Raw genomic sequence first — 23,144 nt, forward strand, 5'->3', positions numbered from 1 at the left:
TAACGCATAAAAAATACCCCTTTCACTGGTTGTCCAGTAAAAGGGGTACATATCAAAATCGATTTTGTCGAGTCACCCCCGCACAGTTTATTAGATATCTAAAAAGCTTTTATAAAGCGACTTTAGATATCAATAAATCACTGCGTCTATGAGTTCTCATAGACACTTTGTTAAATTTTATGACTTTTGGGTCAGCCCCTTAATTTGTTTTATTTAACTTTTATAGCTATATAGCTATTAGGAGCTACAACAGTACCATATGGTGTTGAATAAATTCCATTGTTTCCAAATATTTTTTCACCAGAATAATCTTCGATAAAGTGAGCCTTAGAATCTAGGTTTATTATACAAAGAATGTTATTACGTTTGTAAGCAACACATTTTTCATTAGTATAAATAAATTCAAAATTTGTAATAAAATCATTTTTATTTTCATTTCTAAATTTTGACAATTCGATATAATGATTTAATAAATCTTCATCTTTATTATTATGAGAAAATCCTAGTCGATTATATGGATCTCTAAATCCATACATACCAATTTCATCACCATAGTAAATACAAGGAACACCAGGTAATGTAAATTGTATGAAACTAGCAAATTTTAATAGATTTTTAGCTTCGCTATATTGTTCTTTTGACATTTTATATGTTGGACGTTCATGAACAGGTACATCTTCTGGATTGTTAAATGCCAACATTGTAAGAACACGCTCTGTATCATGACTTCCAAGTAAATTCATCACCGCATCAAGGGCAGGACGAGGATAGTTTTCTACCAATTTTAGTATTTCAAGGGTAAAATCATCTGCATTTTTATATTTTACGAAATTAATAATAGCATTTTTCCATGGATAGTTCATAACACTATCTAGCTGATCACCTAAGAAATATCGTCGTCGTGTATTGTATGAAATTTTATTAGTTGCATCTTCCCAAACTTCTCCGATAATTAGGGAATCTTTATCATAGTATTTTGCACTTTCGCGAATTCTATCTAAGAATTCATCAGGAAATTCATCTGCAACATCAAGGCGCCATCCAGCAATTCCTAATTTTTGCCAAAAGTTAACAACACCAGTATCTTTATTATTGATGAAATCACTATATTCTTTGTTTTCTTTTACAACTGTAGGTAAATTGTCAAATCCCCACCAAGAGTGATATTCGTTAGGGAAATTAATAAAATTAAACCAAGAATAGTATGGTGAATTTTGAGAGTTATAAGCTCCAATACTGTCATAATTGCTATATCGATTGAAATAAATACTGTCAGAACCTGTGTGGCTAAAAACACCATCTAGAATAATTTTAATATTATCTTTTTTGAAATCATTACAGAATTTTTCGAATTGCTCATTAGTTCCAAAATACGGATCAACATTAAAATAATCAGCAGTAGAGTATCGGTGATTCTCAGGACTCTCAACAATAGGATTTAAATAAATACTTTCTATATTTAATTTTTTAAAGTATTCTTTTTCTTCCTCTATCCCTAATAGATTCCCCATTAAGAAATCTTTAGCGCCATAATTATCATGAGTAATAGATGAGTGAGGAATACTATCCCAATTTTCATGTCTAATTCTTACATTTTCATTCTTTGCTACTGTTGCGGTATATTTATCACTTCGTTTAAATCTATCTGGGAAGATTTGATACATAATTGAACCTTTGTACCAATCTGGTGTAGTGAAGTTTGCATCATAGACTGTAAGTTGCCAGTCAGGTAAGTCATCATTACTGTTGACTAACTTAGAGTTTAATCTATCATTTTTTAAATACACATTAAAACTATCAAAATGCACTTCAAAGTGATAAAAGTATAGGCCGATATTAAAAGAATCAAACTCTACGAAATATTTGGAATAATTATTTTCAGTCTTTTCTTTAAATTTCAAACTTTTAGAAATAATATCACCAGAAAATTCATTTTTTATAATAATTTTGAAATCATTAAAATAGAAATCATCTTTAATTAGTACCTCAAAATAAAAACTTTCTTTATTGTTTATTGCTCCTTTAGGAAATTTATTTTTTATAGGATTAAATTTAATCATTTTTTCTTCTCCGAAACATAAAATTTGCATTATCAATTTGTTTTACAAAAATAACCAACTTAATTTTAATACAAATATTTTTAAAAGTAAATGTTAATATTTAAAAAAATAGAATTTGATTAGTATTAAAGCATTAAATTCGAGATAATAATTTGTAACGAAATGGTAAAGAAAACATTTACATAAAAGCTTTCATATGTTATACTATAGGTATAAAAAATAAAGAAAAAATTAGTGTTAATTTAAACTATTTTTTATGAAATTTTTATAAAATTAAAATTTTTTAAAAGTTAAAGAAAACGTTTACTTTTGTAGAGGAGGGGGTTATTTAGTGAATAATAATATGGCCGAATATTTATTCCATGAAGGAACTAATTACCATAGCCATAAATTTTTAGGATCGTTTTTAGATGGGGATTCTTGTACTTTTAGAGTATGGGCCCCAAACGCGAAAAGAGTTTTTGTAACAGGTGAGTTTTGTTCTTGGTATCCACATACATATGAAATGAAAAAAATAAATGATAGAGGAATCTATGAAATTCAAGTTCCAGGCGTTAGCGAGTTTGATGCCTATAAATATGTAATTGTGACACATAGTGGGGTTGAACTATGGAAGGCAGATCCCTACGCTAAGCATGCTGAGACTAGACCGTTAACAGCATCAAAAGTTTATACTTTACCAGAATATAAATGGAAAGACAAAAAGTGGATGGATAATAGAACGGTACCTTATCATCAGCCTATGAATATTTATGAAGTACATCTTGGATCTTGGAAACATAATGAAGAGGGAAAAGAACTAAGTTATAGGGAATTAGCACATAGTCTGGTAGAATATGTAAAAGAAATGAATTATACTCACATTGAGTTATTACCAGTTACAGAATATCCATATGATAAATCATGGGGATATCAAGCCACAGGTTATTTCTCTCCTACATCAAGATATGGAACACCGGAAGATTTTATGTATTTTGTTGATATTTGTCATCAAAATAATATTGGGGTAATACTAGATTGGGTTCCAGGACACTTTACAAAAGATGCTCATGGATTATATGAATTTGATGGAACACCATGTTATGAATATTCTGATACGAGAAAAATGGAACATGAAGGTTGGGGAACTAGAGTATTTGACTATGGTCGCAATGAGATTAAGTCATTTTTAACATCAAGTGCAGTATCATGGATTGAAGATTATCACATAGACGGAATCAGAGTCGATGCTGTTAGTTCTATGATTTTTCTAAATTACTGCCGTGATGAAGATAAGTCGGCACGAAATATTTATGGTGGATTTGAGAATTTAGAAGCAATAGATTTTCTGAAAAATCTTAATTTATATATAAAAGAAAATTATCCAGGTGTAAGTATGATAGCAGAAGAATCAACTAGTTATCCAAAAGTAACGGCTGCTGTTGAGCATGGTGGTTTAGGATTCGACTTCAAATGGAATATGGGATGGATGAATGACAGCCTTGATTATTTAGAAACAGATCCTTTCTTTAGAAAAGGAGTACACAACAAATTTACATTTTCAATGCATTATGCATTCTCTGAAAATTTTATTCTTCCAATCTCACATGATGAAGTAGTTCATGGGAAAAAATCTCTTTTAGATAAGAGTCCTGTTCCATACGAAGAAAAATTTGCAAATTTAAAAGCATTTTTAGGATACATGTATGCACATCCGGGGAAAAAATTAACATTTATGGGAATTGATATTGCTCAATTTATCGAATGGGATGAAGAAAGAGAACTTGATTGGTTATTAATGTTATATCCTAAGCATGTATTCACACACAGATATGTAAAAGAACTTAATAAGTATTATAAGACTACGCCAGCACTATGGGAAAATGATAGTGATTGGGATGGCTTTAGATGGCATGTTGTAGATGATAATAATAACAATGTTTTTGCTTTTTCTCGTAAAGATAGATCAGGTAAAGAAGTCTTAGTAGTTAGTAATTTCTCAAATCAAGTATTGAAAAATTATGAAATTGGGGTAGATACTTGGGGAAGCTATAAGATTGCGCTAAATTCTGATGCTAAAAAATACGATGGTATTGCAGTATCGAATAGAAATCTTAAAACAATTAATAAAGAAAAAAATGAATTTAAATATACGTTGAGTTTAAACATTCCGCCTTATGCGACAATGTATATAGAAAAGAAATAACAAGTTTTGAAGAAGGGGGTCAACTTAATGGCACGAAAAAAAGAAGTTGTAGCTATGCTACTAGCAGGAGGACAAGGTACAAGATTACAAGTATTAACAAAAGATATGGCTAAACCGGCTGTACCTTTTGGGGGAAAATATAGAATTATAGATTTTCCACTTTCTAATTGTGCTAACTCTGGAATTTCAACTGTAGGGGTACTAACACAGTTTATGCCTTTGGAGCTTAACTCATACATGGGAAATGGTCAACCATGGGATTTAGATAGAATGGATGGAGGATTATCTATTTTACCACCTTATACTGCAGGGAAAACTGGAGAGTGGTATAAAGGAACTGCTAATGCAATATACCAAAATATTAAATATATAGAGCAATATAATCCAGAATATGTCCTTATTTTATCAGGAGATCACATTTACAAAATGAACTATAAAGAGATGTTAGATTTCCACAAAGAAAAAGGTGCAGATTTAACAATCGCACACATTAATGTTCCAATTGAAGAAGCTAGTCGATTTGGAATATTAAATACAAACTCAGATCTTAAAGTAACTGAATTTCTAGAAAAACCAGAAAATCCAATCTCAACTAAGGCATCAATGGGAATCTATATTTTCAGTTGGCAACAATTAAGAGAATACTTAATTCGTGACGAAGAAAACCCTGATAGTGACAAAGACTTCGGTAAAAATATCATTCCAATGATGTTAAATGAAGGTAAAAATATCTATGCTTATCCATTTTACGGATACTGGAAAGATGTAGGTACAATTGAAAGCTTATGGGAAGCTAATATGGACCTAATAAAAAACAAAGAAAACTTCAATATTGATGATAAATTATGGAGAATTTATTATCGACATGAAGGAGCAATGCCACAATATTTGGGACATAGTGCTAATGTTAAAAATTCTATGATTTCAGATGGAACTACTGTATATGGAACTATTTCAGAATCTATAATTTCTTCAGGAGTTAGAATCGAAGAAGGTGCTGAAGTAGTGGGAAGTATTATCATGAAAGGCGCAGTTATTGAAAAAGGGGCTAAAGTCTACAATTCAATTATTGCAGAAGGTTCAGTAGTTAAAGAGAATGTAGAAGTAGGTAATAGAGAAATTGTTCTAGGAAAAGAACAAATAACTGTAATCGGTAGGGATGAAGTTGTAAATGAGAATAGGAAAGTAGAGGGAATATAATATGGTAAATGCGTTTTGTATTTTATTTGCGGATAACTATCGTAACGATGATCTGCAAGGATTAGTAAGAAATAGAACATTAGCATCTTTAGCGGTTGCGTCAAGATATAGAATGGTTGATTTCATGTTATCTTCTTTAGTTAAAGCTGAGATATCTAATATAGCAGTAGTGACAAATCACCATTATAAGTCGTTAATGGACCACTTAAGTTGGGGGAAAGACTGGGATTTAAACAGAAAAAATAGCGGGTTGAAATTTATAACTCCGATGTCGAATCATCAATCAAATAGAGTTGCACAAAATAAAATTGAAGCATTGGGAGATGCGGCAAAATATGCAGATACATTATTAGAAGAATATTGTATTTTAGCGGATGGAAATATTGTTGGGAATATTGATTTTAAAGAAATGGTGAATTACCATAAATCTACAAACGCTGATATTACGTTAGCTTATATGTATAGAAAACCACAACAACGTGAATCACAAATTATTTTTGATGATAAAAATAGAGTCTACGATAGTTTATATCATTATGATGGATATGATCAGGTTTGTCCTACTCAAGTTAAGATATATATAATGTCTAAAGATATGTTTAAAGAACTTGTAAAAAAAGGTATGACATATGGATGGCAAGATATATTATTAGATTTTATAACTAAAAATTTCCACAGATTAAATGTTTATGGATATGAAATTAAAAATTATACAAGAACAATTAATAGTGTTCAAGAATTTTATGACTTTAATAGAGATTTACTAGATCCTAATAAAATGAATGAATTATTCCTATCGGGTACTGATATTTTAACCAGAGTGCAAGATAGTGTACCAACTAATTATGGAGAAGGTGCAATTGTTAAAAATTCTATTTTAGGTGATGGTTGTGAAATTAATGGTATAGTTGAAAACAGTATTTTATTTAGGGACGTTGTAATAGAAGAAGGTGCAGTCATTAAAAATTCTATAATAATGCCTAATAGTGTTATTAAAAAATCAGCTTACTTAGATTATGTAATTTTAGATAAATCAGCAACAGTTTCAGAAAGAGTAGAATTAAAAGGAACTGAAAATTGTCAAGTTATCGTAGAAAAAAATAAAGTAGTATAATAAAATATGGGTTAGAATAAAATGTGGGAGATATTTGTAAAACCTTCGATTTTCGGGAGGAAAAGGAGTATAATAAACAGATATACTACATCTAAAACTAACCCTTTTAGTATGAAATAAATAACGAATAAGGAGAACAATAATGAAAATATTATTCGTGGCAGCTGAAGCGGCACCATTTGTAAAGGTTGGAGGACTAGGAGATGTTATAGGTTCATTACCTAAAGCACTTCAAGATGAAAATGTAGAAGCAAGGGTCGTACTACCTTTGTATTCTTCAATAGATAGACAAAAGTACGATTTAAAATATAAACAACATATTTTTATTAATTTAGGGTGGAGAACAGTTTATTGCGGAATTTTTGAGACGCAAGTAAATGGAGTAACTTATTATTTTATCGATAATGAACAATATTTTAATAGAGATAGTGTATATGGTCAAGATGATGATGGTGAAAGATTTGCATTCTTTTCAAAAGCTGCATTAGAAATATTACCTCATATTGACTATAAACCAGATATAGTTAATGCTAACGACTGGCATGCAGCTTTATCTGTAATTTACTTAGATGATATTAAGTCAAGAGGGGAAGGTTTTTATCAAAACATTAAAAGTGTAATATCTATCCACAATATCGAATTTCAAGGGAAATTTAACCCGTATGAAATGGGGAATTTATTCGGTTTAGACAATAAATACTTTGATGCTTTAATTTATAAAGGTGATTTAAATCTATTGAAAGGTGCTATTCAATTAGCCGATAGAATAAATACGGTAAGTGAAACTTATGCACATGAAATATTAGACCCATACTTCTCATATGGTTTAGATGATATACTAAGAGTAGAACAAGGTAAACTTCACGGTATAATTAATGGTTTAGATATTGATAAGTTTAATTCAAAAACTGATAAAAACATTTATAAAAACTTTGATGTTAAAACATTAAAAAATAAAGTAGAGAACAAATTAAAATTCCAAGAAGAGTTAGCGCTAGAAGTAAATGAAAATATCCCTATGATTGGAATGGTTACTAGATTAACTCACCAAAAAGGAATTGACTTAGTTCTTCATGTTGCTGATGAAATCTTAAAAACAGGTGCTCAACTTGTGATTTTAGGAACAGGTGATCGTCATTACGAAGATGCACTTCGTTCATTAGAATATCGTCGTCATGATAAAGTAAGAAGTTTAATTATGTTCTCATCAGAAGTATCATCAAAAGTATATAGCTCGTGTGATATGTTTTTAATGCCATCTAAAACTGAACCTTGTGGTTTATCTCAACTTATTTCAATGAGATATGCTACTATACCAATTGTTCACAGAGTTGGAGGGTTGAGAGATACAGTTGAACCATTCGATGGTAAAAATGGAACAGGATTTACATTTGAAAGTTTTGATGCATATGATATGTTAGATGCGGTTTATAGAGCAACGTATTGTTATTATCAAGAACGTCATATTTGGAATAAAATTATGAAAAATGCAATTCAACAAGATGTAAGTTGGAAAAAATCGGCACTACAATATATAAATATGTACAATGAAATCATCTAACGAGATAGATTATAGGAGAGACTAATGAAACAACAAGAGTTAGAACACAGAATAGAAAAATATTTAAAAAGACAATTTGGGATTACAATAAAATCAGCGAGTAAACGTCAAGTTTATGAAGCGTTAATGAGTACTGTTAGAGAAAAATTATCTGAGAAAAAATTTGCGTATGAACAAGAATTAAAGAAAACAAAGCAAAAACGTGCTTACTACATGTCAATGGAGTTTCTTGTAGGTAGAACTTTAAGAAACAATTTATTTAATCTTGGAGTAGAAAAAGAAATCAAAGAATACCTTTCTGACAATAACTTTGATTTAGATGAAATTTATGATATCGAACCAGATCCAGGTCTAGGAAATGGTGGTCTTGGACGTCTTGCTTCATGTTATTTAGATGCTTTAACAAGTAGTGATTATCCAGTAACAGGTTTTTCTATTCTTTATGAATATGGTATCTTCAAACAAGTTATTAACAATGGTTGGCAACAGGAGTTTCCTGATTATTGGCTAGACCTAGGGAAATATGGTCTTGTTTATAGAAATGATGAAGAAATTGAAGTTAGGTTCTATGGACATGTTGAAGAAAAAATGACAGAAAATGGATTTGCTGTGGAGCACAAAGATTATACTTCAATTCAAGCTGAGCCATATGATTTATTAATTTCAGGATATAAAACAAAAACTGTAAATACCTTACGTTTATGGGAAGCAAAAGCAAAAACTGGATTTAATATGAAATTGTTTGAACGTGGAGAATATTCGAAATCTTCAGAAGCAGAAGCAATAGCTTCATCAATTTCTAAATTATTATATCCAGCAGATAGCACAAATGAAGGTAAAGAATTACGTATTAAACAACAATACTTCTTTATTAGTGCTTCATTGCAACAATTAGTGAAAAATCATTACAATGAATTCGGAACATTAGAAAACTTAAGTGAACATGTTGCTTTACACATTAATGATACTCACCCAGCGATGGGAGTTCCAGAACTAATGAGATTATTATTAGATGAATACGGATATTCTTGGGACAAAGCATGGGAAATTACAACTAAAACTTTCGCCTACACTAACCATACAATTATGGCAGAGGCATTAGAAAAATGGTCTGTAGATTTATTTAAACCATTATTACCACGTATTTACTCAATTATTGAAGAAATTAATAAACGATTCTGTCAATGGGTAATAGATCAAGGAAAAGAATATACATTAGCTGAGACTGCAATTATATATGATAATCAGATTAGAATGGCTAACTTATCAATCGTAGGAAGCCATAATGTTAATGGTGTATCAAAACTACACAGTGATATTCTTGTAGATTCTACGTTTAGAGCATTTAACGAATTGTATCCAACTAAATTCGGAAATGTAACCAACGGTATAGCTCACCGTAGATGGTTAGGACAGGCAAACCCTGAACTAGCATCATATCTAAAAGAATTAATCGGTGATGACTTCGTTAAAGATTTATCTAAAATCAGTAAATTAAATGATTATAAAAATGACAAAAAAGTTGTTGCTAAACTTCAAGAAATTAAAAAAATTAAAAAAGAACAACTTGCTACTTACATTCAAAATACAACAGGAATAACTGTAAATCCAGAATCTATCTTTGATGTACAAGTTAAGAGACTTCACGAATATAAACGTCAATTACTTAATGCATTACACATCGTATACTTATATAGAGAAATTAAATATAACGGATTACGCCCGGTACCAAGAACGTTTATTTTTGCTGCAAAAGCATCGTCTGGATACCAAATGGCTAAAAATATAATCAAATTTATCCACTCAATCTCGCAAATGATAGAATGTGATGAATTAGTGCGTGAATACATCAAAGTTGTATTCTTACCAGATTACAAAGTAACACTTGCAGAAAAAATTATTCCAGCGGCTGATATTAGTGAACAAATTTCACAAGCCGGAAAAGAAGCAAGTGGAACAGGAAATATGAAACTAATGCTAAATGGAGCTCTAACATTAGGAACACTTGATGGAGCTAATGTAGAGATTCATGAAGCGGTAGGAGATGACAATATCTTTATCTTTGGTTTAGAAACACCAGAAGTAGATGCGTTATATGCACATGGATATAAACCTTGGGAATACTACAACAATTCATTAAAAATTAAAGAAACATTAGATTTTATTAGAACTATGACTGTAGGTGGTATGAACTTCAACTTTATCGTAGACTACTTATTAACTCAAGATAACTATATGTGTCTAGCTGACTTTGAAAGTTATGTTGCAGCTCAAGAAAAAGTTGCCGAAACTTATAAAGACAAAGAAAAATGGGGACAAATGAGCTTAGTAAATACAGCTAATGCTGGTATCTTCTCTGCAGATAGATCTGTAGCTGAATATGCTAAAGATATTTGGAACATAAAAAAAGTAAAATAGAATATTAATACAAAGGGCGACCTAATAGGAAAATTTTCTTTAGGTTGCTCTTATTTTTGTTAGGCTATAAAATATCAACCAATAACAAAGAGGAATATTATTTAAATTTAGATATAAAGTATATATAAACGTGCCATTCTCATAGATAAAATACGATTAATATGGTAAAATTAAAAGGAAAGACTGTGCCAATTTTAAAATTAATATTTATTTTGAAATGCACACTTAGTAAATAAAAAAGAGGTAACTATGGCAAAAGAAAGAGCAGATGTCCTTTGCGTAAGTCAAGGATTATTTGAATCAAGAGAAAAAGCAAAACGAGCTATTATGGCTGGTATAGTTTATAATGATAATATTAGAATTGATAAAGCAGGGGAAAAGGTTGAATCAACTGCTGAACTTAGAATTAAAGGTAAACAGATGCCTTATGTAAGTCGTGGAGGACTTAAATTAGAAAAAGCAATTAATGAGTTAAACTTTGACGTTAAAGATAAAGTAATGATTGATATCGGTTCATCAACTGGAGGATTTACAGACTGTGCGTTACAAAACGGAGCGAAGTTTGTATATGCGCTAGATGTTGGTACTAATCAACTTGTGTGGAAACTACGTAATGATGAACGTGTAAAAGTAATGGAACAAACAAACTTCAGACATTCTGTAAAAGAAGATTTTGATGTTTATGAAATTGATATTGCTTCAATTGACGTTTCATTTATTTCATTATCATTAATACTACCAAATCTTGCTGAAATTATAAAAGATGGTGGGGAAGTTTGTGCACTAGTAAAGCCACAATTTGAAGCTGGAAAAGATAAGGTAGGAAAAGGTGGAATCGTTCGAGATAAAAAAGTTCAGCTAGAAGTAGTAGAAAAAGTATTACTACTAGCGAACAGCGTTGGATTCAGTATGACAAATCTATCATATTCTCCAATAACAGGTGGAGAAGGGAATATCGAATTCTTAATGCTTCTTAAATTCAATGCTGATAAAGAAGTGGAAAATAGTAAAATCAATATAGAGCATATTGTAAATAATGCTCATAATCACTTTAAATAGAGGAGGAACCAATGTTAATTCAGTTAAATATTAAGCAATTCGGAATAATTGAAAAAGCTACTATAGAACTTAAAAATGGTTTAACTGTCTTAAGTGGAGAAACTGGTGCAGGAAAATCAATGATTCTAGCGGCAATTTCGCAGCTATCTGGTCAAAGAACATCAACGTCTTATATTCGTTACGGTGAGGATAAGGCAAGTGTAGAAGGTGTATTTGATTTTCCAAAGAGTAAAGAGGTTAAAGAGATTTTTAATGAACTTGATTTAGACCTTGAAGATGAGGTTATTGTAGTTCGTCGTGATATTTATAGTAGTGGAAAGAGTGTATGTAGAATTAATGGAACTATAGTTAATCTTTCGACTTTAAAAAAAGTCGCTGCTCATTTATTAGATATTCATGAACAACACGATAATCAAGTGTTATTAGTAGAAAAAAATCACCTGAACTTGGTAGATTCATTTAATAGAGAAAAAATTAAACCTGTGTATTTAAAATACAAAGAAAAATATAAAGAATACCAAGTAATCAAAGAAAAAATTGATAACTTAAAACAACAAGAAAGTGATGTTCTTCAAAAAGTTGATTTCTTAAAATTCCAGTATAAAGAATTAAGCCAGATGAAACTTAAAAAAGATGAAGACTTAGATCTTGAAAAGGATATTGACTACTTAGAAAATTTTGAAAAAGTAAATACACTTGCTCATAGTATTACAGACGGTATAGATGGTGAGTATGGAGTATTATCGAAGCTTGCAGAAATTAGATCTAATCTAGGGGAGCTAACTAGGTATAATTCTAACTTCGAAGAAAAGTATGAAGAAATTACAAATTTATATTACATTCTTGATGATTTAAAATACGAAGTTTCTAGTTATACTGATGTAATTGAATACGATGAAGAAAAATTAGATCGTTTAATTTATAGATTAGATAAAATAAAAACATTAGAGAAAAAATACTCTAAACCACTTAATGATCTAATTGCCTTTACAGAAACTATTAAAGAAGAATTAGATGAGTTGGAAAACTATGAAGAGAACTTCGAAAACTACTTAGAAGAAAGTAAGAAAATTGAAGAAGAACTGACGATTCTAGCTGAAGAGTTAAGTTCAATAAGAAAAGAGACAGCATTAAAACTTGAGAAACTTATTCAAGATGAGTTGAAATTCTTATACATGGAAAAAAGTACAATTAAAGTTGATTTTAAAGAAAAAGATTTTTCAACAACAGGGAAAGACGATGTTAAGATTTTAATTAGTGCAAACCTTGGTGAACCGCTAAAATCATTATCTAAAGTTGCTTCAGGTGGGGAACTTTCGAGGGTAATGTTAGCTCTGAAAATAATTTTCTCAAGAAGTATAGAAGCTACTTCGATAATATTTGATGAAATTGATACTGGAGTAAGTGGAAGAGTATCCCAAAGGATGGCTGAAAAAATGTATCAGCTTGGTGTAGGTTCGCAAGTACTTTGTATTTCGCACTTACCTCAAACTACAGCCTTAGCAGACACGAACCTACTAATCAGTAAAGAAATAATTGATAAGAGAACATTAACTGTAATTAGAGAACTATCAGAAGATGAGAAAATTGCTGAAGTAGCAAGAATGGTGTCGGGAGACACTATGACAAAACTTTCTGAAGAACACTCTATTGAAATGTTAAGACTAGCAGAAAAAACTAAAGCAGAAATAAAAGAAAAACTAAACAAATAGTTACAAAAAATACCAAAAAGGTATAGGAGGAACATGACAAAAGAAGGAAAAATTTTAAAAGCACTTAGTGGATTTTATTATGTGGATTGTAATGGAGAAATAGTTACGTGTCGTGCACGAGGGAATTTCAGAAATGAGAATATCACACCATTAGTAGGTGATGATGTAAAAATTCAAATAAGTGATAATAATACAGGATATGTAGTTGAAATTTTAGAAAGAAAAAATGAATTACTAAGACCTAAGGTTGCGAATATAGATTATAGTATTATTGTAGTATCTGTCAAAGATCCGGAGTTTTCAAGTAAATTACTGAACAAAACAATTTGCTTAAATGAAAATAGTGACGTAGATATTATTATCATTTTTACTAAGTTAGATTTATTAAATGATGATGAACTAGAAAAAATGAAAGAAATAATGAATTATTATTACGAAATAGGGTATCAAGTATTTACAAATTCTGAAGAAGATATCGATAAATTAAAAGAAGTTATTTCTAATAAGTATGTAGCGATATCAGGCCAATCAGGAGCAGGTAAATCTACGTTCATTAATAAACTAGCAGAGCACCTTGATATCGAAACGGGAGAAATTTCGAAACATTTAGGGCGTGGCCGACACACGACTAGACACACGGAATTTTACCAGATAGATGATTTCTATATCGCGGATACTCCAGGATTTTCATCATTAGATATTACATTTATTGAAAAAGAAGATCTACAATACTTATTTAGAGAGTTTCATGATTATGATTGTAAATTTAAACCGTGTAATCACATGGAGGAAATTCAATGTGGTGTCAAAGAAGCGGTTGAAAATAATGAAATACTAGAAAGTCGCTATGAAGACTATAAAATTCTATTTACAGAAAAACAAAATCAAAAAAGAAAATATATAAAGGAGAGATAAGATGAAGAAAATATTACCTTCAATTTTATCAGCAGATTTTGCTAATTTAGAAAGAGATATTATAGAATTAGAAAATATCGGAATTGATATGTTTCATATAGATGTAATGGATGGAAATTTCGTTCCTAACATTTCTTTTGGATTTCCAATAATTCAATCAATACGTTCAAAAACTGATAAAATTTTTGATTGTCATTTAATGATTGCTAATCCAGAAAATTATGTAGAACAATTTTGTAAAGTAGGATGTGATATGGTATCTTTCCATATAGAAGCTACAAATCATGCAGATAGATTAATTCAAGTTATCAAAGATAATGGGAAAAAAGCTGGAATAGTACTAAATCCTCAAACACCACTTGAAAGTATTAGATACTTATTACCAAAATTAGATTATGTTCTAATTATGACTGTTAATCCAGGTTTTGGTGGTCAGAAGTTCATTCCAGAAATGCTTGAGAAAATTGAAGAATTAGCTAAAATTAGAGAAGAAAAAAATTATAACTTCTTAATAGAAGTAGATGGTGGAATAAACGTAGAAACATCGAGAGCTTCCCGTGATAAAGGTGCAGACTTATTAGTTTGTGGATCATTTTTATTCGGAGCAAGCGATAAAGAAAAAACATTAGGTGAGTTGTTAAAATAATGAATACAAAAAAAATAAGCATAATGTTAGGTGGGGTATTTCCAGATGAATTACCTTCATCTGACTTATGGTGTGGAGTAGATAGAGGAGCATTGTACTTACTTGATAAGGGGATAAATCCATTATTAAGTTGCGGAGATTTTGATTCGATTACTTCTGAACAAAGAAAAGAAGTAGAGGGGAAATCTAAGTATTTTAGAGTAAAGGATAGTGAAGATTTAACTGATGCGGACTTTGCTTTAGAAAATATATTAGAACTATTCGATTCGGTAGAAGAAATAGATATATACGGAGCAACAGGTAGAAGACTTGATCACTTTTTTGGAAATATACTACTTCTAAATAATGAAAAATATAACAGTGTTAAAGTAAAAATTATTGATGATAATAATATAATAACGGTAGCCCATAGTGGACAAAATATTTTTGAAAAAATTGAAGGGTATAAGTATTTCTCAATAGTTCCAATATATAAAGATACTAAAATGACTATAAAAAATTCTAAATACGAAGTAGAAAATCTGATTTTGACTCTAAATCGTCCTAATGCAACAAGTAACGAATTTGCTAATGAAAAAGCAATTGAGTTGGAAGTAAGTTCAAATGTATTAGTAATATATTCTAAAGATTAGAAGGAGAAATTATGATTGAGATAATTCAATTTATTATAATAGCTGTCCTTGCAGGATTTCTAGGCTCATTAGTAGGACTTGGTGGTGGAATAATAATAACACCTGCCTTAACAATCTTATTTGGAATAGATATTAAATATGCAATAGGCGCAAGTATCATTGCGGTAATAGCGACAAGTAGTGGTTCAGCTATAGCTTTTGTGAAAGATCACGTAAGTAATATGAGAGTTGGTATGCTTTTAGAAGTTTTCACTACAGCAGGAGGAGTTGTAGGAGCTCTTATGGCAGGAATATTCTCTTCTAAATTGCTATATATCTTTTTCTCATTAATTCTACTGAATTCTTTTTATGGTATGCTGAAGAAAACAGGATTAATAACTAAGGTGAAAAAAGAAGAAGAAAAGGTAGTAAATGATAAATATGCTGATAGATATAAATTAAATTCAACATATTATGATAAGGCAACAGATAAAACTGTAGCATACAATGTTACTAATGTTCCTCAAGGTTCACTAGTAATGTTTGGAGCAGGTTTCGCTAGTGGATTACTTGGGATTGGTAGTGGAGCGTTCAAAGTTGTCGCATTAGATAGTTATATGAAACTACCTATAAAAGTAAGTACAGCAACTAGTAACTTTATGATGGGGGTTACAGCAACAGCAAGTGCTTTAATTTACTTCTTTAATGGAACAATCAATCCAGCAATCGCAGCTCCTATAGCTATAGGAACTTTAATAGGTTCTAGAACTGGGGCGAAGGTAATGCAAAGATTAGATGCAAAATATATAAGATATATTTTTCTACCAATCTTATTATTTACTATAGTTAATATGTTCTTAAAAGGAGTGGGGATACTTTAATATGGAAAAGAAAAAAGATATAAATATCGTTATTTCTAATATTTTAAAGACTGGAGTATTTATTAGTTCATTCTTTATTATAACAGGTATAGTACTTAGCTTTATACACGGAGTAGATGGTGTATTAACTATTGAAAGATATACTTTTTCAGAAATGATAAAAGGTTTAACTACATTAAATTATCATTCGTATTTAATGTTTGGTATCTTTCTGTTAATATTAACTCCGGTACTGAGAATCTTTGGGTTACTTTATGTTTATATTGAAGAAAAAGATTTTAGATTCGTAAGAATTTGTTTATTGGTTCTAATAATATTAATTGTTAGTTTAATGTTGGGAGTAACTCATAATTAAAATAAGAAAAAAATTTAAAAATATAAAGTTTAACAAGGCGATAATAATGATTTCATTGTGATTTGTGAACAAAATGTGAACGAAAAATGGTAAAATGTGGTAAAAATGCTACTTTTTAGCATTTTTCTTTTGCTATAATAATAACTATGTTATACAATAATAATATAATATTTACAATTAAATATAATTAAACACATATAAGGAGGTATATCTATGTTGGATCCACTATTACTTGCTAGGATACAATTCGCAGCGACAACAGTGTTCCACTTCTTCTTTGTACCGATTACTATTGGTATGGTGTTCTTAATCGCGATTTTTGAAAGTATTTATGTTAAAACTGGCGATGAGCATTATAAGAGAATTACGAAGTTCTTTGGTCACTTATTCCTAATTAACTTCGCTGTTGGGGTTGTTACAGGTATCCTACAAGAGTTCCAATTTGGTATGAACTGGTCTGAATATTCTTCATTTGTAGGGGATGTTTTTGGACCTTCACTTGCGATAGAAGCATTACTTGCATTCTATCTTGAGTCTACATTTATCGGTATTTGGATTTTCTCTTGGGAGAAAATTAACAAAAAATTACACGCAATGTGTATTTGGTTAGTAAGTATCGGAACACTTATGTCAGCGTTCTGGATTTTATCAGCTAACTCATTCATGCAACACCCAGTTGGTGTTAAATACGTTGAGAACAACGTAATTGGTAAAAAAGCAGAAATGATTGACTTCTTAGCAATCATTAAAAACCCATATTTATGGAACCAATTCCCTCACGTAGTAACAATGGCGTTAACTGTAGGAGCATTTACAATTGCAGGTATTGCATCTTGGAAAATGGTTCGTAAACAAGAAGTTGCAGTGTTCAGAAAAGCATTTAAAGTATCTATCGTAGCTGCTTTAATCGGTTCACTTGGATTATTCGTAACAGGACATTCTCAAATGCAATATTTAGTAAGAGAATATCCAATGAAAGTTGCAGCTGCTGAGGCTTTATATGAAGATACAGGAAATTCAGCACCGTTCTCAGTGTTAGCAACAATTGATCAAAAACAACAAAAAGCAGAACATTATCTTGAAGTTCCAGGTATGTTAAGTTTCTTAGCATATGATAAATTTGAAGGAAGCCTTAAAGGTATGAAAACACTTCAAAAAGAAATGGATGAGAAATACTACCCAGTAGTTGGGAAACATATTGATTACACACCAGATGTACCAACAATTTATTACTCATTCAGAGTAATGTCTGGTTCTGTAGGTATCTTAATCTTAATGTCATTACTTGGTACTATTTATGCATTCAAGAGAACTGAAATTAAAAAACGTTGGTTCTTACGACTTATGCCATGGACTTTACTAGTAGCTGAAGTTGCAACTGCTTGTGGTTGGATTATGGCAGAGATGGGTCGTCAACCTTTCTTAATCTTCGGAGTAATGGCTACTGAATCTGGAGTTTCTCCAAACTCAGCATCATCAGTACTGTTCTCACTATTAGTATTCTGTGTGCTATATACAATCTTAGGGATTGCACAATTTGTAGCATTTAGATATACAATGAACAAAAAAGAAACAACTGTGAAGGAGGTAGCATAGTATGGATTGGTCAGTAGCTTTACCAAATATATGGTTCTTACTTATTACAATACTATTTACAGGGTTCTTCGTATTAGAAGGATATGACTTCGGAGTTGGGGTTTTAGCTCAAGTATTAGGTAAAACTGATGAAGATAAACGTGTTTACTTCAATACAATTGGTCCTTTCTGGGATGCAAACGAAGTTTGGTTATTAACAGGTGGTGGAGCGATGTTCGCAGCGTTCCCTATCTGGTATGGTAAATTATTCAGTGGATACTACATCGCATTTGTATTAATGCTTGTAGCGTTAATCTTACGAGGCGTATCATTTGAATTTAGAGGTAAATTAGGAGATAATAGAGCTTGGATTAAATCATTCGATATAGCAATGTTTGTTGGTAGCTTACTTCCTCCAGTATTATGGGGAGTTGCAGTAGCTAACTTCATGACAGGAGCAAACCTAGACGCTAAGAAAAACTTAGTTGATGGTTTCTTAGGATTATTATCACCGTTTACTATTCTTGGTGGAATTATGATGTTACTTCTTATGTTAGTTCACGGAGCGCAATTCTTAGCTCTTAAAACTACAGGAGAATTAAGAAATGCAGCTCGTGCAACATCAGCATTATTATTCCCATTCGCAGCAGTAGTAACATTAGTATTTGCAATTTGGGCATTATTTAAAACAGATATTTTCACAACAAACTACTATGTTGGTTTAGTATTAGCATTAGTAGCGGTAGCATTATTCGTGTTATCATTTGTTTTAAACTTCAAAGGTCGTGACTTAGGTGCATTCTTAAGTACATCAGGAACTCTAGCGTTCCTAACTCTAAGTGTCTTCGCTGGTATGTTCCCACGTGCTATTATAAACAGTAATGATGTTAGTCAATCACTATTTATTTATGATGCTGCTAGTGGAGTATACACACTAAGACTTATGACAATAGTTGCATTATTCCTATTGCCATTTGTTTTAGGATACCAAGTTTGGTCTTATTCTATTTTTAGAAAACGACTAACTAAAGAAGATGAATTGGAGTATTAGTCAATGAAAAAAAAGGAAGCAAAGTTAAAACTTCCTGTTAAAAAAAGTCTTACATTGACACTATTAATATTATCAATATTCGAAGCAGCTTGTATAATTATACAAGCTGCTTTTTTATCAAAAGCTATAGTGGGGTTATTTGATAAAAATTATGATAATGTTGTGCGAGATAGTGTCCTTTTTTTAATAGGTTTTATTTTTAGAATAGTGTTCTTGCATTTACAACAGTATTTCACAGAAAATCATGCAATAACATTTGAAAAAGAACTTAGAAAAAAATTGCTAAGAAGTTATTTTCATTTAGGGCCTGATTTTACGTCAAGAGAAGGATCAGGAAAATTAGTAACCTTAGCAATTGATGGTATTGGAAAAGTAAAACAGTATTTTGAACTAAATGTATCAAAACAAATACGTGGAGCAATAATACCAACCTTAGTAGTTATTTTTATATTTTATACAGATTATGTATCTGCCTTAATGATAATATCTGTAATCCCAGTTATCGTTATTTTTATGATACTGCTAGGAATTAATGCTAGAGATATGGCAAATAGACAGTATAAAAAATATAGAGCTCTCTCTAATAACTTTATTGATACAATTCGAGGAGTGGAAACTCTTAAATTCTTAGGAGTAAGTAAAAATTACTTACCTATAATGGAGAAGAAAAATAGAGAATATCGTCAAAGTACGATGAAAACACTTAGTGTAGCATTTTTAAATAGCTTCGCATTAGATTTCTTAACAACTATAGCAATTGCACTTTTAGCTGTTAGGTTAGGGATACTATTATTAGATGGTAGTACAGTACTATTACCATCATTAACGGTGTTATTAATAGCACCTGAGTTTTTCCTGCCGATGAAACAAGCTGCAACAGATTATCACGCAACACTTGATGGGCAAATGGCTTATGAAGATATTAATAGAATGATAATTGATAATGAAAAAAATAAATCTGAGAAATCTTCTATTGATAGTGTAGATAGTATTAAACTTAATAATATAGGTTTAATAAAGGACGAGAAAAAAATTCTTGATAATATAACGTTATCAATAAACAAAGGTGAAAAAATTTGTCTTGTAGGACAAAGTGGAAGTGGTAAAACTTCATTAATTTCAATATTATCTGGATTTAATGAACAAAGTGAAGGTGAAATATTAATTAATGACGGAGTTACAAATCTAAAAAATGTACACTGGTCAAATAATATTTCCTATATTTCACAGTTTCCATATATATTCCCTGATACAATTCGTAATAACATTTTATTCTATACTGATGAAAATGTTAGTGAAGAGTATTTAAAAAAAATTAGTAAATTAGTAGGATTAGATAAATTTATTTCAACTCTTCCACAAGGATTCGATACTAACATTGGTGAAGGTGGACAAGAGCTAAGTGGTGGACAAGCACAACGTATAGCTATTGCTAGAGCTTTAATAAGTAACAGAGAAATAATTATTCTAGACGAGCCTACTAGTCATCTAGATATTGAAACAGAGTTCGAAATTAAAGAAAAACTGTTAGAGTTATTTAAAGGAAGAACAGTTATTATAGCTACACATAGACTACACTGGTTAAATAATGTAGATTATGTGTTAAATCTAGAACAAGGAAGGGTTAGTGATTTCGAGAAAGTCGTAGAATTTAAAAATTCTCCTCGATTTAATCAGTTAAAAGCTAATCTAGTAGGAGGTAGCTATAGTGAACAATAATTCAATAATAAGAAAAGAGCTTAAAAAAAATAAAGGCGTAATGAGTGGAGTAGTCTTTTTAGGATTAATGTCTGTTATTAGTGGGGCAGCGTTAATGTACGTATCAGGTTACTTAATCAGTAAAGCATCATTACAAATAGGAAATATCCTAATGTTACAAGTTCCAACTGTATTAACTAGAACATTCTCACTAGCGCAATCAACATTTGCTTATATTCAAAGATTAGTGAGCCACAATTTAGTTTTAGGAATAATAGAAAAAATGCGTAGTAGGGTATATAAAATATTAGAACCTAAAGCATTAAAATTGAAAAAAGAATATAAATCTGGAGATTTACTAGGTATTATTTCAGAAGATATAGAGAATATGCAAAATATTTATTTAAAAACAATCTTCCCAAGTATAATCTCATTAGTTCTATATGTAATTTTTATTACAGTTATGTTTGGTTATGATATGAATTATGCAATCTTAGCATCCTTATTTGGATTATTTATAATATTTGTAGTTCCATTTGCGTCACTTACAATTACTAGAAAAAACTTCCAAATTATGAAAGAAGCTAAATATAATTTATATCGCGATTTTACTAGTGCAATTTTTGGATTAAGTGATTGGATTTCTTCTAATAAAGTAAATGAATTTATGGATGATTATCAAGCAAAAGAAGAAAAACTTCTAAAACGTGAAAGAAAAATTAAAACATTCGTTCACTTAAGAGAAAACTTTGTAAACCTACTTGCTGGAGCTACAGCATTCTTAATGATTTATAGTTGCTGGAATATGTCGATGAATAATGTTATCGAAAATGTATATATTGCATCGTTTTGTATGATGGTATTATCTGTTCTTAGTGTTGCTGTAATGACGAGTGAAGCTGTTGCTCATATACCAGGTTACGAGGTATCAATCAATCGTGTTAAAGAATTTTATGCTCAAGAAGATGATGAAAAAATCGAAGTAACTGATGTAAAAAATTCTGATGGTAATATTATTGATGTTAAAAATCTTTCATTTGAATATGAGAAAGGTAAAACAGTTTTAAACAACTTATCACTTTCAATCAAGAAAGGTGAGAAAGTAGCGATATTAGGAAGAAGTGGTGTAGGTAAATCTACATTAGTAAAATTACTAACTGGAACATATACAGATTATAAAGGAGAAATAGTTGTCCTTAATAAAAAACCAACAGAAACTATGTTAGGTACAGAAATCTCACTATTAAATCAGAAACCATATCTATTTGATATGACTATTAGAGAAAATTTAAAACTTGCTCTTTTAGACGCTGGTGTAGAAGATTCTGAAATTGAAAATAAAATTAATGACAGTTTAGAAAAAGCACAATTAACTAAATTACTGCAAAGTTTACCAGACGGAATTGATACAAATGTATTCGAAACTGGAAGTAGATTTTCTGGTGGAGAGCGTCAACGTATAGCTTTTGCTAGAAGTATAATTCAAAATAATGAATTACTACTATTAGATGAGCCAACTGTAGGGTTAGATCCAAAAACTGAACATGAATTATTAACTACAATTTTTGAATCTAGTAAAGATAAAACAATTGTTTGGATTACCCATCATTTAAACTCTATCGAATATATGGATAGAATAATCTTCATTAAAGATGGAGAAATAGAAATGGATGGAACTCATAGTGAGCTATACGCAACAAATGATAAGTATAAGAAATTGTATGATATGGATAATATAGCGTAATAGTATTTGCAAAACTTTACAAATATAGAGCAGTTACAGGAACAAGAAAAACGACTAACACAGGTAAAGAGAAACGAGTTAGACCTATAAATTTTGATTGAAAAATGCTATAATACAACTTGTATAAAAGTATAAAGTATTTGGAGGTTTAGAATATGGAAGTAATTGCACTATTGAGATGGTAGCACTTTTGTCCAAACTCGATGTCGATAAGCATATAGACGTTGAAATTAAGCTTGATGAGCTGGATTTGACAAGTGCGGAGAGTAAAGCAACATATGCTCAAATCAAAGAATATGTTTGGAATATGTATATTTGTAAATGATGTGAGACAAAAAAAGTTAAAAATAAATACCTGA

18 protein-coding genes are annotated in these 23,144 nt (G+C 30.4%); 17 read left to right on the top strand and 1 reads right to left on the bottom strand.

The features are described 5' to 3' along the window. Nucleotides 1-209 precede the first annotated feature (209 nt). The gene (locus RYK99_RS06865; protein ID WP_314991260.1) at nucleotides 210-2,060 is read right to left on the bottom strand and encodes a glycoside hydrolase family 13 protein; all 1,851 of its coding nucleotides are present in this window, start codon (nucleotides 2,058-2,060) and stop codon (nucleotides 210-212) included. 331 nt (nucleotides 2,061-2,391) lie between these two features. Between RYK99_RS06865 and glgB the strand changes: the two genes are divergently transcribed. The 17 genes from glgB (at nucleotide 2,392) to RYK99_RS06950 (ending at nucleotide 23,110) form a co-directional block, all read left to right on the top strand. Further along, a complete protein-coding gene (gene glgB, locus RYK99_RS06870; protein WP_314991262.1) occupies nucleotides 2,392-4,245 on the top strand; it encodes a 1,4-alpha-glucan branching protein GlgB in 1,854 nt (617 codons plus the stop codon). A 27-nt stretch (nucleotides 4,246-4,272) separates the two neighbouring features. After that, nucleotides 4,273-5,445: a glucose-1-phosphate adenylyltransferase gene (locus tag RYK99_RS06875; protein WP_314991264.1), complete on the top strand. Its 1,173-nt coding sequence runs from the start codon at nucleotides 4,273-4,275 to the stop codon at nucleotides 5,443-5,445. 1 nt (nucleotide 5,446) lies between these two features. Beyond that, on the top strand, nucleotides 5,447-6,559 hold the full coding sequence (glgD, locus tag RYK99_RS06880) for a glucose-1-phosphate adenylyltransferase subunit GlgD (protein ID WP_314991266.1): 1,113 nt from the start codon (nucleotides 5,447-5,449) through the stop codon (nucleotides 6,557-6,559). Between the two features lie 142 nt (nucleotides 6,560-6,701). After that, nucleotides 6,702-8,120, top strand: a complete 1,419-nt coding sequence (glgA, locus tag RYK99_RS06885) for a glycogen synthase GlgA (protein ID WP_314991268.1) — start codon at nucleotides 6,702-6,704, stop codon at nucleotides 8,118-8,120. Between the two features lie 24 nt (nucleotides 8,121-8,144). Continuing rightward, entirely contained in the window at nucleotides 8,145-10,538 is a 2,394-nt protein-coding gene (locus tag RYK99_RS06890; RefSeq protein ID WP_314991269.1) for a glycogen/starch/alpha-glucan phosphorylase, read from the top strand. A gap of 249 nt (nucleotides 10,539-10,787) precedes the next feature. After that, nucleotides 10,788-11,597, top strand: a complete 810-nt coding sequence (locus tag RYK99_RS06895; RefSeq protein ID WP_314991271.1) for a TlyA family RNA methyltransferase — start codon at nucleotides 10,788-10,790, stop codon at nucleotides 11,595-11,597. A gap of 11 nt (nucleotides 11,598-11,608) precedes the next feature. Then, on the top strand, nucleotides 11,609-13,309 hold the full coding sequence (gene recN, locus RYK99_RS06900) for a DNA repair protein RecN (RefSeq protein WP_314991273.1): 1,701 nt from the start codon (nucleotides 11,609-11,611) through the stop codon (nucleotides 13,307-13,309). Between the two features lie 33 nt (nucleotides 13,310-13,342). Next, nucleotides 13,343-14,224, top strand: a complete 882-nt coding sequence (gene rsgA, locus RYK99_RS06905) for a ribosome small subunit-dependent GTPase A (RefSeq protein ID WP_314991275.1) — start codon at nucleotides 13,343-13,345, stop codon at nucleotides 14,222-14,224. Between the two features lies 1 nt (nucleotide 14,225). Beyond that, nucleotides 14,226-14,870, top strand: a complete 645-nt coding sequence (rpe, locus tag RYK99_RS06910) for a ribulose-phosphate 3-epimerase (protein ID WP_314991277.1) — start codon at nucleotides 14,226-14,228, stop codon at nucleotides 14,868-14,870. Then, the gene (locus tag RYK99_RS06915; RefSeq protein ID WP_003146298.1) at nucleotides 14,870-15,502 is read left to right on the top strand and encodes a thiamine diphosphokinase; all 633 of its coding nucleotides are present in this window, start codon (nucleotides 14,870-14,872) and stop codon (nucleotides 15,500-15,502) included. Before rpe ends, RYK99_RS06915 begins: the two co-directional genes overlap by 1 nt. Before the next feature lie 11 nt (nucleotides 15,503-15,513). After that, on the top strand, nucleotides 15,514-16,362 hold the full coding sequence (locus RYK99_RS06920) for a sulfite exporter TauE/SafE family protein (RefSeq protein ID WP_314991279.1): 849 nt from the start codon (nucleotides 15,514-15,516) through the stop codon (nucleotides 16,360-16,362). Between the two features lies 1 nt (nucleotide 16,363). Beyond that, the gene (locus RYK99_RS06925; protein WP_314991281.1) at nucleotides 16,364-16,717 is read left to right on the top strand and encodes a DUF1634 domain-containing protein; all 354 of its coding nucleotides are present in this window, start codon (nucleotides 16,364-16,366) and stop codon (nucleotides 16,715-16,717) included. A gap of 213 nt (nucleotides 16,718-16,930) precedes the next feature. Continuing rightward, nucleotides 16,931-18,313, top strand: coding sequence for a cytochrome ubiquinol oxidase subunit I (locus tag RYK99_RS06930; RefSeq protein ID WP_314991284.1), 1,383 nt, complete (start codon nucleotides 16,931-16,933; stop codon nucleotides 18,311-18,313). Nucleotide 18,314: 1 nt separating this feature from the next. Continuing rightward, nucleotides 18,315-19,343 carry a cytochrome d ubiquinol oxidase subunit II gene (gene cydB / locus RYK99_RS06935; protein WP_314991286.1) on the top strand — a complete coding sequence of 343 codons (1,029 nt, stop codon included), beginning with the start codon at nucleotides 18,315-18,317 and terminating at the stop codon, nucleotides 19,341-19,343. Nucleotides 19,344-19,346: 3 nt separating this feature from the next. Beyond that, nucleotides 19,347-21,062 carry a thiol reductant ABC exporter subunit CydD gene (cydD, locus tag RYK99_RS06940; protein WP_314991288.1) on the top strand — a complete coding sequence of 572 codons (1,716 nt, stop codon included), beginning with the start codon at nucleotides 19,347-19,349 and terminating at the stop codon, nucleotides 21,060-21,062. Then, the gene (gene cydC, locus RYK99_RS06945) at nucleotides 21,052-22,785 is read left to right on the top strand and encodes a thiol reductant ABC exporter subunit CydC (RefSeq protein WP_314991290.1); all 1,734 of its coding nucleotides are present in this window, start codon (nucleotides 21,052-21,054) and stop codon (nucleotides 22,783-22,785) included. Before cydD ends, cydC begins: the two co-directional genes overlap by 11 nt. A gap of 178 nt (nucleotides 22,786-22,963) precedes the next feature. Continuing rightward, entirely contained in the window at nucleotides 22,964-23,110 is a 147-nt protein-coding gene (locus RYK99_RS06950) for a hypothetical protein (protein ID WP_314991291.1), read from the top strand. Nucleotides 23,111-23,144: the final 34 nt, after the last annotated feature.

It is taken from the genome of uncultured Gemella sp., from assembly GCF_963537375.1.
In the GTDB taxonomy this organism is placed as follows: Bacteria; Bacillota; Bacilli; order Staphylococcales; family Gemellaceae; genus Gemella.